Here is a 13,246-nt window from a genome sequence, read left to right on the forward strand (position 1 = left end):
GAAATATGAACTCCAAAGAACACCTTAATCCAGAACAGCAGCGCCTCAGCAGCCATTACAATCAAGAAAACAACTGGCTTAAGTGGGGGCCTTATGTATCTGATCGTCAATGGGGCACAGTGAGAGAAGATTATAGCTATAATGGAGAGGTCTGGGACTATACAACCCATGATACTGCCAGAAGTAAAGCTTATCGGTGGGGTGAGGAAGGGATAGGGGGTTTTAGTGACGACCAGCAAAACTTATGTATTGGCCTTGCACTTTGGAATGGTAAAGATGCCATTCTTAAGGAACGCCTTTTTGGCCTGACCAATGCCGAGGGAAATCATGGAGAAGATGTAAAAGAGTTATACTATCATCTGGATAGCAGTCCTACACACAGCTACATGAAAATGCTGTATAAATATCCTTTTCAAGCCTTTCCTTATGAATTACTTTTGAGTGAAAATGCAAAGAGGAGCAAAACAGAACCGGAATTTGAATTGATTGACACTGGTTTGTTCGATCATGATGAATACGGAGATATTTTTATTGAATATGCTAAAAATAAAGAAGAGGACCTGCTGATTAAATATACTGTATTTAACAGATCTGCCGCTCCGGTAACTTTAGATATCATCCCTCAGCTATGGTTCCGGAATACCTGGTTTGATGGAGAACATGGGGTTAAACCTGAAATTTTGAATCAGGGTAATCACACCTTACTATTAAGATCAGACCATATTGGGGATTATCATTGTTATGCAGATGGGAATTCGAAATTTCTGTTTACAGATAATGAAACCAATAACCAACGTTTATATCAGGCTGATAATGTGAGTCGTTATGTCAAAGACGGAATCAATGAATATATAGTTAATGGAAATAAAAATGCTGTTAATCCTGATAATCTAGGAACAAAAGCAGGCATCTGGTATCATTTAACCATTCCAGCGGGTGAAAGCAGTACCGTCAGAATCAGGCTAAGCAAAGATAAAGTGTCACAGCCCTTTAATGATTTTGATGAAATATTTTCATTGCGCCTTCAGGAAACAGACGCCTTTTATGCAGCTAAACAAGCTGAGACCACCGATACAGATGAAAAATCAATGCAGCGTCAGGCATGGGCCGGGATGTTCTGGAACAAGCAATTTTACAGTTTTGATGTCAATAGATGGCTGAATGGGGACGCAGGACAACCAGCACCTCCTAAACAAAGAAGAACTGGCAGAAATTCACACTGGAAACATTTTGTAGCTAACGATATCCTTTCTATGCCTGATAAATGGGAATATCCATGGTTTGCAGCATGGGATCTTGCTTTTCATTGCATCAGCTTTGCACCTTTAGACCCTGATTTTGCCAAAGAACAATTAAGATTAATGGTTAGTGCCAATTATATGCACCCAAGCGGACAATTGCCTGCTTACGAATGGGATTTTGGCGATGTAAACCCTCCGGTTCATGCGATGGCCACCTGGCATGTATATCTGGCAGATAAAGCTCTTAAGGGTGAAGGAGATATTAATTTTCTGGTAGAAATTTTCAATAAACTACTGCTCAACTTCACCTGGTGGGTAAATCAGAAAGATAGCGAAGGAAACAATATTTTTGAGGGTGGCTTTCTTGGCCTCGATAATATCGGGGTATTTAACCGGAGTCAGCCAGTACCAGGGGGCGGTTTTCTGGAACAGGCAGATGGTACCAGCTGGATGGCCATGTATGCATTAAATATGCTGCAAATCAGTATGGAGCTTTCGCTGCATTTTGACGTATTTGAAAGTATGGCTATCAAATTTTCTGAACACTTTTTATATATCGCAGGTTCAATTTCCAATATGGGAGAGGATGCTATCGGACTGTGGGATGAAGAGGATGGTTTTTATTATGATATGCTCAGAAGACCAGACGGATCTGCTGACCGATTGCGCCTGAGAAGTTTAGTTGGCCTGATCCCAATGTTTGCCCAGATTGTATTTGATGAGAGTAAATGGGGTAAGCTGCCGAAATTAAAAGAGCGCCTGGAGTGGTTTATGCTTCAAAGACCTGACTTGGTTCAACTGGTAAGTCACTGGACAGATACCAAAGGAAATAATCAGCATTTACTTTCCCTGTTAAGAGGACACCGGATGAAATTATTACTGAAACGCATGCTCGATCCGAATGAATTTCTTTCAGATTATGGTATTCGTTCTGTTTCCAAAGCCTACTGTGCCTATCCTTTTAATTACCAGCTGGATGGCATGGATTATACTGTAAAATATATTCCTGCTGAAAGCGATTCAGGAATGTTTGGCGGGAATAGTAATTGGAGAGGCCCCATGTGGATGCCTGTCAATTATCTGATCATTGAATCTCTTAAAAATTTCCAGGAGTATTACACCGATGATTTTAAAGTGGAATGTCCAACTGGTTCCGGCGAATTTCTAAGTCTTAAAGAAATCGCAGCTTTATTAAGTAAAAGGTTAAAGTGTATTTTCCTGAAAAATGAGGACGGTGAACGACCCGTATCGGGTGGGAACCCTAAGTTTAACCATGACCCTCATTTTAAAGATTATATATTATTCCATGAGTATTTCAATGGCGATAATGGTAAAGGGCTTGGCGCTAGTCATCAGACTGGCTGGACAGGCTTGATTGCTCTTCTTTAGTTTTTTATTTATAACCTTTACGCTCAATAAACTATGGCTGTTGCCTATAAAAGAATCGTTGTTAAAATCGGTTCAAATGTCCTCACGCAACCTGATGGACTGCCTGATCATGCCCGCATTGAACACCTTGTTGCTCAAATCGTCAGCCTTAAAAAGGCTGGTATTGCAGTAGTTGTCATTTCTTCTGGTGCTGTTGCCGCTGGCAGAAGTATGATCAGGATATCTGAAAAACAAGATGCTGTTGCAGCAAGACAACTCTTAGCATCTATCGGACAAATTAAACTGATTAATACTTACCTGTCCCTGTTTGAGAAACAGCAGATGCTTTGTTCGCAGGTACTGGTCACCAAAGAGGATTTTCGTGACCGCAAGCATTATTTAAATATTAAAAATTGTTTGTCCATTTTATTGAAACATCAGGTTATTCCTGTGATCAATGAAAATGATGTTGTATCTGTTACGGAACTAATGTTTACAGATAACGATGAACTGGCAGGGCTGGTGGCTTCTATGCTGGAAGCAGATGCTTTGATTATCCTTTCTAATGTAGATGGTATTTACAATGGCGATCCAAAAGCTCCGGCTTCCAGTGTGATCAGAGAAATCAGAAAGGATGATCATATTGGTTCATTCATCAATACGACAAAATCTGGCTTAGGCAGAGGTGGGATGGTCACTAAATTGGGAATGGCACAAAAAGTTGCAAAACTGGGTATCCCGGTTTATATTGCCAATGGCACCCGAAACAATATTCTAACTGATTTAATAGCTCAAAAAGCAGAACATACCTATTTTGTACCGGAAAAGAATACCTCAGGGAAGAAAAAATGGATTGCACATTCTGAGCATTCTGCCACAGGAAGTGTTCAACTGAATAAAGGAGCTGAAGAAGCGCTGATTTCTGGTCAGGCACGCAGCTTATTACCAGTTGGTATCACGGCAATACTCTCTCCATTTCAAAAGGGAGATATTATCAGGCTGCTTGATGAAGACGGAAACCTGATAGGTTTGGGAATAGCGGATTACGGTTCAGATAAAGCAAAAGAAAGAATAGGACAAAAGGGACATAAATCTTTAGTTCATTATAATTATTTTTATGCTGTAAGCTAATACAGCATTCCAATATGACAACATATTGGCTCTAAATGAAAAGAAAATGGAATATCAGTTATATTTTGAAAACGCTTTAAACGCGAGCCGTACCTTATGCCGTTTAGATCAGCTGGCAGTTAATGAAATTCTGAAAGATCTCGCTAATCATGTGAAACTGTTTGCAGAAGATATATTATTTGCGAATGATCTGGATTTAAAACGGATGTCTGCTGAAGACCCTAAATATGACCGGTTAAAATTAACCAGAGAACGGCTGAATGATATCACACAGGAAATATTAAATGTAGCTCAACTGGAAAGTCCGCTTGCTGAAGTCATGGAGGCGAATACACTTCCAAATGGTTTACATTTATCCAAGATCAGGGTTCCCCTGGGCGTGATAGGAGTTATTTATGAAGCAAGACCTAATGTGACTTTAGATGTTTTTTCACTCTGCTTCAAAACAGGAAATGTAGCCGTATTAAAAGGAGGAAGTGATGCTGAATTTTCTAACCAGGCACTAATTAAAATCATTCATCAGGTTCTGCTTAAGCATAGCGTAGATATTCATGTCGCTGTATTATTACCTTCAGAAAGAGAAGCAACTGCGGCACTTTTAAATGCAACAGGTTTTGTGGATGTTTTGATCCCAAGGGGCAGTCAGGCATTAATAAATTATGTACGTGAACACAGCAATGTCCCTGTAATTGAGACAGGAGCGGGGATAGTCCATACTTATTTTGATTTATCGGGCGATAAAGAAAAAGGCAAGGCAATTATTTTTAATGCTAAAACCAGGAGAGTAAGTGTTTGTAATGCGCTGGACTGCCTGTTAATTCATACAGAACGTTTAGATGATCTTTATACTTTAATAGCACCACTGGCAGCAAAATCTGTTCAAATTTATGCAGATCCTGAAGCCTTTGAAGCTCTGGAAGACCTGTATCCTGAGAGTTTATTATATCACTCCAGTCCTGAAGATTTTGGAACGGAGTTTCTGGATTACAAAATGGCTATTAAAACAGTAGCAAGTCTGGAAGATGCTTTATCGCACATCGCCCTTTATAGTTCTAAACATAGTGAAGCTATAATTGCGGAGGATGAAAATCAACTGCTTACATTTTTGAATGTAGTAGATGCTGCTGCTGTTTACGCGAATGCCTCAACTGCCTTTACTGACGGCGGACAGTTTGGCCTTGGCGCTGAAATTGGGATCAGTACTCAAAAACTTCATGCAAGAGGACCAATGGGACTTAAAGAATTAACAAGTTACAAATGGGTAGTCAGAGGTAATGGGCAGATTCGTTAATTTAAACACATATTTTCATTAAAAAGACCTGATTCTGACAATTCTAACTTAAAATCAGAACAGAATCAGGATCAATTTTATGTTTTATCAGATACTGGTAAAAATATTACTTATTAAATTGAAATTTAGGACTCTTTTCCCGGTCATTATATTAATTTTGTGGCCGATATAAAGAGAATAAATTATCTATCCTTTCATGACCAGTAAAAGTACTAATTCAGATAAAGCAGTTGATGTCGTGTTAATTGGCGCCGGTATTATGAGCGCAACACTTGGTGTACTACTCAAAGAACTCTCACCGGATTTAACTATACAAATTTTTGAACGGCTTGATGTCGCGGCAGCAGAAAGTTCTGATGCCTGGAATAACGCAGGAACGGGGCATTCGGCCTTTTGTGAATTAAATTACACCCCTCAATTAGCAGATGGTACAGTAGAAACAGATAAGGCTGTAGCGATTGCTGAATCCTTTGAAGTATCGAAACAATTCTGGTCATTTCTGGTACAGAATAAACTGGTTAACTCTCCTGAGACTTTTATTAAAAGTATTCCACACATGAGTTTTGTGTGGGGAGCAGATAATGTTGCCTTTTTGAATAAACGATTTAACAATTTACAGGAGTGTGAATTGTTCAAAGAGATGACTTATTCTGAAAATCCTGAACAACTGGCGCAATGGATGCCTCTGGTAATGGAAGGAAGGAATCCTGAGGAAAAAGTAGCAGCAACAAGGATGATGCTGGGTACAGATGTAAATTTTGGTGCTTTAACCAGGATGATGCTGACTACTTTGCAAAGCAAGCCTAATGTGGCCATGGATTTCAATCAGGAAGTACGTAAACTGAAACAAAAAGATGGTTTATGGGAAGTTAAAGTTAAGGATGAAGAAACTGGCAAAAGAAAAACAGTAAAAGCTAAATTTGTTTTTATTGGTGCTGGTGGTGGTTCTCTTCCTTTATTAGAAAAATCTGATATTCCTGAAGGAAAAGGTTTTGGTGGTTTCCCGGTTAGCGGGCAATGGTTAAAATGTGTGAATCCAGCTGTAATTGAACATCATCATGCTAAAGTATATGGCAAGGCATCAGTTGGTGCTCCGCCAATGTCTGTTCCTCACCTGGATACCAGGATGATTGATGGCAAAAAGGCTTTACTTTTTGGTCCCTATGCAGGATTCTCTACACGTTTTTTAAAAAACGGGTCCTTACTGGATCTTCCGCTGTCTATTAAAGCAAATAATATCCGTCCGATGATCGCAGCAGGTCTTGATAACCTGCCATTGACAAAATATCTTATAGATCAGGTCAGACAATCCCCTGAAGATCGCATGGAGGCACTGAGAGAATATCTTCCGGCTGCTGAAATGAAAGACTGGGAGTTAGAAACCGCAGGTCAGCGTGTACAAGTTATCAAAAAAGATGAAAAACACGGTGGTATCCTTGAATTTGGTACTGAAGTGGTTGCTGCCGGAGACGGCTCTATTGCCGCTTTATTAGGTGCTTCACCGGGTGCTTCAACCGCAGTATCTATTATGATCAGCTTAATGAAACGTTGTTTTAAAGAAGAGATGGAAAGTGAAGAATGGAAGACTAAGCTAAAACAAATGATTCCTTCTTATGGCAAGACTTTAAGCGATGATCCACAGCTTTGCAGGAATATTCGTGCACAGACTACACACGCACTTAATCTTCAGCTTACTGATTAATCAGGCTGATGTTTCCATCTTTTATGACTCCATAACCAGTAAGCAGGCTCGTCTTCAATTAGTTTTTCTAACAGGTGGGTATGCTTCTGGGTTATTTCATTGATTGGCGTTCCAGCAGGGTCAGGGCATATAGGCATACATTCTACCTCATAATATCCTCTTTTCACTTTGGTAAGCTGAATATAAAATACTGGTCTGTTTGTTTTTATAGCTATTTTCTCCATTCCCTGTTGAACTGAAGTCTGCTGATTCAGAAAGGTAGTCCAGTAATGAGATTCACTTTTTGGGGGCGCCTGGTCGTTGCCAAATAAAAACATAGTTGGCCTTCCTTTAGTTTCTGTTAACACCCTTAAAGTTTGACGCATGGGTACAACTTTATTTCCAAACCTGGTTCTTATTCTTTGAAAAAAATCATCAAAGACCTTGTTGGAAAGAGGTTTATAAATGGCATAAGTATCGCATTTCAAAACAAGTCCGATAGACAACGCTCCCCATTCCCAATTACCATAATGACCAGAACAGGCCAGAACACTTTCGCCACGTTCAAAATAGGCATTAATGAGTTCAATATTCTTGAATTTAAAACGTCTGCGCAATTGACCTTCAGAGATGGTTGCCATTTTAATAATTTCAAAAATAAGCCCTGAAAGATATTTGTAGAATTCCTTTTCTATAGCCAGAAGTTCTTTTTCGTCCTTTTCAGGGAAAGTATTTTTAAGATTTAATCTGACTACAGCTTTGCGATATCCTAAAACATAGTAAATCAGTAAATATACAAAATCAGAAATTGCATATAGCACTGGTAATGGCAATAATGAAAGCAGATAAATAAAAAATATTGCTAGGTAAGAAGCGGCCTTTTTTAACATTAATATTGATTAAGGTACAAACTTAATTTTTTTTCCTCCTTCTTAGGTTACATTTTTTCAGAAATTCAGTGGTTTACCCGTTTAAGATGAGTTCAGATGACCGGATCTTAAACCGGCTCCCGATTTTATTCTCCAGAGCCGGTTTATTCACTTAAAAATTGAATCCGGTATCAGTAATGATATTATCGAGGACCAGATAACTTTCAAGCGCCTGTACATTTTTGATGTTGGCTATGTTTCTTTGTATGCCTGAAAAGGAAGTATTATCGGTAGTCACAATCTTCAGCTTAATATTATACTCACCAGTAATTGTACAGCACTCACAGACTTCTTTGATCCGGGAAACCTCTTCTTTAAATGTATTAATGATTTCATCAGAACAGTGACTCAGCTTGAGATGAATAAAAGCCAGAACCTCCTGGTTTAATTTCCTGCGGCTCAGTACCGCTACTGAAGTTACAATATAACCTCTTGTCTTTAATCTCTTTATACGATCACAAATAGTAGTAGTTGATATATTTATAATTCCAGCAATTTGTTTGTGCGGACGTGAATTATCCTCCTGTAAAAGTTTAAGAATAGAAATATCTATCGTGTCAAGCTTCTTCTCCATAATTATGTTTTTGTAATTCGTGAATATAACGCATTAATGTTTATTTAATTAAATAGATTAACCTTAGATAAACTTTTTATTCTACGGTTTACTAGCAATAAAATAGAGTTTAAATGAATTATTTTCGGTTTACATCCTTATAATCGTTATTTTATCGGATTAATAGCATCAACTTTCTTTATTCGATTCTTATCTACAACTTTACTCAATAACCTAAATATATGAGAGAATTAAAGATCAATTGTGCTATCATGGGCAGAGACATGGAATCACTAAACAGATATCTTCTGGAAGTGGGCAGAATAGCATTGCTCACGATTGAAGAAGAAATCCAGCTCACAATCAAAATCAGGCATGGGGATCAGGTTGCGCTGGACCGTTTAGTAAAGACGAACCTGAGATTTGTAATTTCAGTAGCAAAAAAGTATCAGCATCGTGGGTTAAGCCTGGGTGACTTAATTAATGAGGGCAATCTGGGCTTGATTAAAGCCGCCTCTCGTTTTGATGACACAAAAGGGTTCAGGTTTATTTCCTTTGCGGTATGGTGGATCAGACAAGCTATTATGCTGGCTATTTCACAACAAACACGTGTTATTCGTTTACCACTGAATATGATCAATTCCATTACTAAAATAAATGGCACCATAGCTTGTCTGGAACAGCGATTGGAACGGCTGCCGACTACAGACGAAATTGCAGGGGAAATGGATATTAAAACTCAGCAGGTAGCCGGTTATTTAAGTAAGGTACGCAGATGTATGTCTTTGGATGAAACGATGAAACCAGATTTTAGTAATACATTATTAGAAGTAACTCCAGCTCATCAGCCATATCCTGATCATTTGCTGATTGTTGATTCTGACAGGATAGAGGCTACACAACTTTTAAAGATCTTAACCAAAAGAGAAGAAAAAGTATTGAGTTTGTTTTTTGGCTTAAAAGGAATGCAACCTTTATCACTTGATGATATCGCTTTGATTTTCAAATTAAGCAGAGAACGCATCAGGCAATTAAAAGACTGTGGAATAAAAAAGCTGAGATTAAAGCTCCGCAAGGAAAAAGCCGCTAAGAGAAATGGAAATTTATAAATCAAAAGAGAAAACTTATGCCATATTTATACTTAGCAGAAAGCTATAATGAACTTGATTTGCTGACCAGACTGGTCTATAAAATAGAAAATACCGAAAGGCCATTAAAAGAATTGAGTGAAGCGCATTATCTTTCGGCCGAATTACAGCGTATTAAATGTTCAGCTTCAAGGGATATCCTGATTTTTGGAAGTCATGCAGACAAATACCTGAACTTTCACCTTTGCCAGGTTTATGCCTTACATATCCGGATCATAGATATGTTAAAGTATCTGGATGATAAAATGTATTTATGTGAACGGGAAGCGTATGTCTATAAACATTGCAAAATCTTTCACCTGGAAATGGGTAACCTTGCGGTATTTTATGAAAGGCTTGGTAAAATGATGATCAGAGCTGAAAACAGGTAACTCAGTCATTAATGAAATAATTGAGTTACCCGTACACTGTGCTTGCTTGCTGACATGTCAGATTAAACAAATGCCGGAACTGATGAGTTTGGGTCATTTCCCTGAATTTGATTTCTCCGTATTTGCGAAGGGTCAGTTGGTCTTGCTGGATATGTATCTTTAATACCCTTTACAGCTTCATACATCAGGAAACCTCCCAAAAAGGTTTCTTGTAAACCTATTACCGGATGCTTATAAAAACATCTGATACCCCTTTGAAAAATATAAGCGCCGGCTATAATTGATACCAGCCGTTTAGCTGTACCCAGATTTTCTGCATTATTGGTAGTCAAAATCTTCTTAGCGGCTAAAATGGTTAAGTTATGAGTGATTTTGTTTAACATGTGTTCTCTATTATTTCTACTATATGAATTCAACATCCGTGCCACCTTTTTGTTTTGTAATCCTGGAAAATCTTAAACTTTTCGATTGGGATCACGTTATTATTTAATCAAATAAGAATTTAAAGATTCAATTATGAAATTAGCTAATCAGAACAATAGTGACTTACTTTATGATAGGGCGATTACGTGGCTTGTAGAAAAAGGACCTAACATTCTTATAGGAATAGCAGCCTTATCAGTTGGATTATGGCTCATTAAAATTTTCTCCCGATGGATCAAAAAAAGATTTTATAATAAGGATGTTGATCCTTCTTTAAAACCTTTTTTCATCAGCCTTTCTGTCACAGCACTGCGCGTTTTACTTGTGTTCACAGTAATGCAGTTTATCGGCATACAGATGACAGTATTTGCAGCATTAATTGGTGCTTTAGGAGTTGCAGCAGGTCTGGCTTTATCAGGCACATTACAGAACTTTGCAAGCGGAGTACTTATCCTGATGCTTAAGCCGTTCAGGGTCGGAGACAATATTATTGCACAAGGTCAGGAAGGAACTGTAACTGATATTGAGATTTTTTATACCACAGTTACCACTTTTGATAACAGAGCAGTAGTTATACCCAATGGAAAACTATCAAACGAAGTTATTATCAACATCAGCACTAAAGGAAGCCGGAGGCTCGATATTGAAGTTAAGTTTAGTTATGGTATAGATTATGATCAGCTGTTTAAGCTGGTTACACAAACCATCAATGATTCATCAGACTTACTAAAAGATCCTGCCCATCGGATAGGAATTTCACTACTGGAAGAAACAGGATATAAAGTAATGATCAGTGTCTGGTTAAAATCACATGGGTTCAATGATGCTAAACTCCTTTTTCAGGAAAAACTGATGGAAGCATTAAAAAAAGGGGGTATCCCGCTTCCGGGTATTACCCCCAAATAACTGATCCGGTCCGTTTTAATGAAAAGATATGACTGCGCTATCTTTGTCCAGTTCGACCTTATGTTTGATATTTTTTCTTCCAAAATAAAGAATAGCTAAAGCAAGAATTGAAGTTGAAGCCATAATAGATACCATCGGTACTGATGAATGTGCATCAAACAAACTTACAACAACCGAAGCTAATGTACCCAGCCCCATCTGAATTGCTCCCATTAAAGCTGATGCACTGCCTGCATTTTTAGTAAATGGGGCTAATGTAAGGGCAGACGCATTTGGACTGGCAAAACCAAGACAGCTTAAGAATATAAATAGTAAAATGATTGTTTCTGTCAGGCCAAACCAACCATTGACGCTACCAATCAAAAATACAATACCAGTAATCGCCTGGCAGGTCAATGCTCCAAATATAAGCTGCTCACTGCTGTATTTTCTAAGCATCAGTGTATTGACCTGGCTGGCACCAATTAAACCGATTGATAAGAAAGCGAATATCCAGCCATAAGTTTTCTCACTTACAGCAAAAATCTTCATAAATAACAGGGGAGAGCCCGATATATAAGCGAAGAGCCCTCCGAATGCTACAGCTCCTGTAAAGGCATAAGTATAGAACTGTGGCTCTTTTAAAACAGCAAGGAACCCCATTATAATAGGTTTCGGCTTTAAAGAAATTGTGGTATCAGGCTTATAAGTTCCAGGAAGTCCAAAAACACTTGCAATAAGGTTTAGCAGCCCTAATAACATTAACACCAGGAATACAGCGTGCCAGCCATAAGTAGAAGTTATATAACCACCAACGGTTGGCGCAATCATCGGAGAAACTCCTACAACCAACCATAATAAGGCAAACACTTTGGCATTCTCATGGACAGGAAATAAGTCTCTGACCATAGCAATTGAGGCTACAGCGGCAGCACAACTACCCAGCGCCTGTACACACCTGAGTACGATTAATGCATCAATACTTGTAGTATAGGCACAACCTAAAGAAGCAAGGATATAAATAACCAATCCGATAAACAACGGTTTCTTTCTGCCAAAACGATCTAACAATGGCCCGTAAAGTAACTGTCCGAGGGAAATTCCTATGAAAAACCCAGATAATGATAAGGAAACACGTGCAATTGAAGTATTTAAATCTTTAGCAATTGCAGGAAAACCCGGCAAATACATATCGATAGAAAATGGGCCCAATGCAGTTAGTGAACCTAATAGAAGAATAAGGAAGAAGTGCTTTTTTTTTGTCATTGAAGGTGATTGCGAAGAGAATTTCGCGATTGATATTATTCAGCACCCATCTGATTGAACAGGTGCTGAATTCGTAATTAATTAGAAGCTGTAATTCTTTCTAAGACAAGCTTAATAGCCTTATCTACAACTGAATTCGGATCTTTACTAAACTGATAATTTACCCTGCTCGCTAAGATAGCGTTAACAGAAAGTGCCTTATGTCCAAGAACTTTCGCCAATGCATAAATACCGGCAGTTTCCATTTCAAGATTTGTAATTCTATAGTTTTCATACTTAAAAGTATTCAGTTTCTGAATAAAATCAGGCACTGCATTCTGAGCTCTTACCTGACGACCCTGAGGCGCATAAAAGCCAGGCGCTGTTACTGTAATTCCCTGTTCCATTCCTTTTCCTATCGTATTCAGCAATACTGGATCTGCCGAAGTCAGGTAGGGGTTTACAGCATGTAAATCCTGGAAATGTGTTTTTACATGTTCAAAAAGACCTTTTTCTTCATCTGGTACTCCATGAACATAATAATGCATTAAAGCATCCAGACCAAGTCCGAAAGTAGAAGCAAGGATAGTTCCCATAGGCAGGTCAGGCTGTACAGCTCCCGAAGTCCCAACTCTGATAATAGCTAATGAAGTTAACTTTTCTTTCACCTCACGGGTTTTGAAATCTACATTGACCAGTGCATCCAGCTCATTGAAAACGATATCTATGTTGTCAGTACCGATTCCTGTAGAAATTACAGTAATACGTTTCGTACCGATATAACCTGTGTGCGTTAAAAACTCTCTTTTTCCTTTTTTAAGCTCAATACGGTCAAAATGTTTAGTTATTTCTGAGATCCTGTCAGGATCGCCTACAGTAATTACTGTATCCGCGACATCTTCAGGAAGTATATTTAAATGGTAAATGCTTCCATCCGGATTGATGACTAAGTCTGCTTCTGATAATTTTTGCATGGTAAT

General features: G+C 38.4%; 12 protein-coding genes. 7 read left to right on the forward strand and 5 right to left on the reverse strand.

The window, feature by feature from the left end:
* The first annotated feature begins 5 nt into the window (after positions 1 to 5).
* The 4 genes from HDE70_RS08925 to HDE70_RS08940 all read left to right on the forward strand — a co-directional run bounded on the left by HDE70_RS08925 (position 6) and on the right by HDE70_RS08940 (position 6,733).
* Entirely contained in the window at positions 6 to 2,630 is a 2,625-nt protein-coding gene (locus HDE70_RS08925) for an MGH1-like glycoside hydrolase domain-containing protein (RefSeq protein WP_183889470.1), read from the forward strand.
* 33 nt (positions 2,631 to 2,663) lie between these two features.
* Positions 2,664 to 3,740 (forward strand): glutamate 5-kinase, encoded by a 1,077-nt coding sequence (gene proB, locus HDE70_RS08930; protein WP_183867125.1) that lies wholly within the window; start codon positions 2,664 to 2,666, stop codon positions 3,738 to 3,740.
* A gap of 46 nt (positions 3,741 to 3,786) precedes the next feature.
* A complete protein-coding gene (locus HDE70_RS08935; RefSeq protein ID WP_183889472.1) occupies positions 3,787 to 5,031 on the forward strand; it encodes a glutamate-5-semialdehyde dehydrogenase in 1,245 nt (414 codons plus the stop codon).
* A 196-nt stretch (positions 5,032 to 5,227) separates the two neighbouring features.
* Positions 5,228 to 6,733: a malate:quinone oxidoreductase gene (locus HDE70_RS08940; RefSeq protein ID WP_183867123.1), complete on the forward strand. Its 1,506-nt coding sequence runs from the start codon at positions 5,228 to 5,230 to the stop codon at positions 6,731 to 6,733.
* Here the strand turns inward: HDE70_RS08940 and HDE70_RS08945 are convergent.
* Together HDE70_RS08945 and HDE70_RS08950 are read right to left on the reverse strand one after the other, a co-directional pair.
* The gene (locus HDE70_RS08945; RefSeq protein ID WP_183867122.1) at positions 6,730 to 7,602 is read right to left on the reverse strand and encodes a lysophospholipid acyltransferase family protein; all 873 of its coding nucleotides are present in this window, start codon (positions 7,600 to 7,602) and stop codon (positions 6,730 to 6,732) included. The genes HDE70_RS08940 and HDE70_RS08945 overlap by 4 nt on opposite strands.
* A 151-nt stretch (positions 7,603 to 7,753) precedes the next feature.
* Positions 7,754 to 8,215: an Lrp/AsnC family transcriptional regulator gene (locus HDE70_RS08950; protein ID WP_183867121.1), complete on the reverse strand. Its 462-nt coding sequence runs from the start codon at positions 8,213 to 8,215 to the stop codon at positions 7,754 to 7,756.
* A 221-nt stretch (positions 8,216 to 8,436) separates the two neighbouring features.
* Here HDE70_RS08950 and HDE70_RS08955 point away from each other — a divergent pair, with 221 nt between their 5' ends.
* Positions 8,437 to 9,303, forward strand: coding sequence for an RNA polymerase sigma factor RpoD/SigA (locus tag HDE70_RS08955; RefSeq protein ID WP_183867120.1), 867 nt, complete (start codon positions 8,437 to 8,439; stop codon positions 9,301 to 9,303).
* Positions 9,304 to 9,320: 17 nt separating this feature from the next.
* The gene (locus HDE70_RS08960) at positions 9,321 to 9,713 is read left to right on the forward strand and encodes a hypothetical protein (RefSeq protein WP_183867119.1); all 393 of its coding nucleotides are present in this window, start codon (positions 9,321 to 9,323) and stop codon (positions 9,711 to 9,713) included.
* A 62-nt stretch (positions 9,714 to 9,775) separates the two neighbouring features.
* On the opposite strand, the gene HDE70_RS08965 is transcribed toward HDE70_RS08960, so the two are convergent.
* Positions 9,776 to 10,096 (reverse strand): hypothetical protein, encoded by a 321-nt coding sequence (locus tag HDE70_RS08965; RefSeq protein WP_183867118.1) that lies wholly within the window; start codon positions 10,094 to 10,096, stop codon positions 9,776 to 9,778.
* Between the two features lie 133 nt (positions 10,097 to 10,229).
* On the opposite strand from HDE70_RS08965, the gene HDE70_RS08970 reads away from it, so the two are divergent.
* Positions 10,230 to 11,042 (forward strand): mechanosensitive ion channel family protein, encoded by an 813-nt coding sequence (locus HDE70_RS08970; protein WP_183867117.1) that lies wholly within the window; start codon positions 10,230 to 10,232, stop codon positions 11,040 to 11,042.
* 15 nt (positions 11,043 to 11,057) lie between these two features.
* Here HDE70_RS08970 and HDE70_RS08975 read toward each other — a convergent pair whose 3' ends face one another.
* Both HDE70_RS08975 and HDE70_RS08980 read right to left on the reverse strand, forming a co-directional pair.
* Entirely contained in the window at positions 11,058 to 12,287 is a 1,230-nt protein-coding gene (locus tag HDE70_RS08975) for a multidrug effflux MFS transporter (protein ID WP_183889475.1), read from the reverse strand.
* Positions 12,288 to 12,364: 77 nt separating this feature from the next.
* On the reverse strand, positions 12,365 to 13,240 hold the full coding sequence (locus HDE70_RS08980; RefSeq protein ID WP_183889477.1) for a nucleoside phosphorylase: 876 nt from the start codon (positions 13,238 to 13,240) through the stop codon (positions 12,365 to 12,367).
* Between the last annotated feature and the right edge of the window lie 6 nt (positions 13,241 to 13,246).

Source organism: Pedobacter cryoconitis, from assembly GCF_014200595.1.
GTDB classification, from domain to species: domain Bacteria; phylum Bacteroidota; class Bacteroidia; order Sphingobacteriales; family Sphingobacteriaceae; genus Pedobacter; species Pedobacter cryoconitis_C.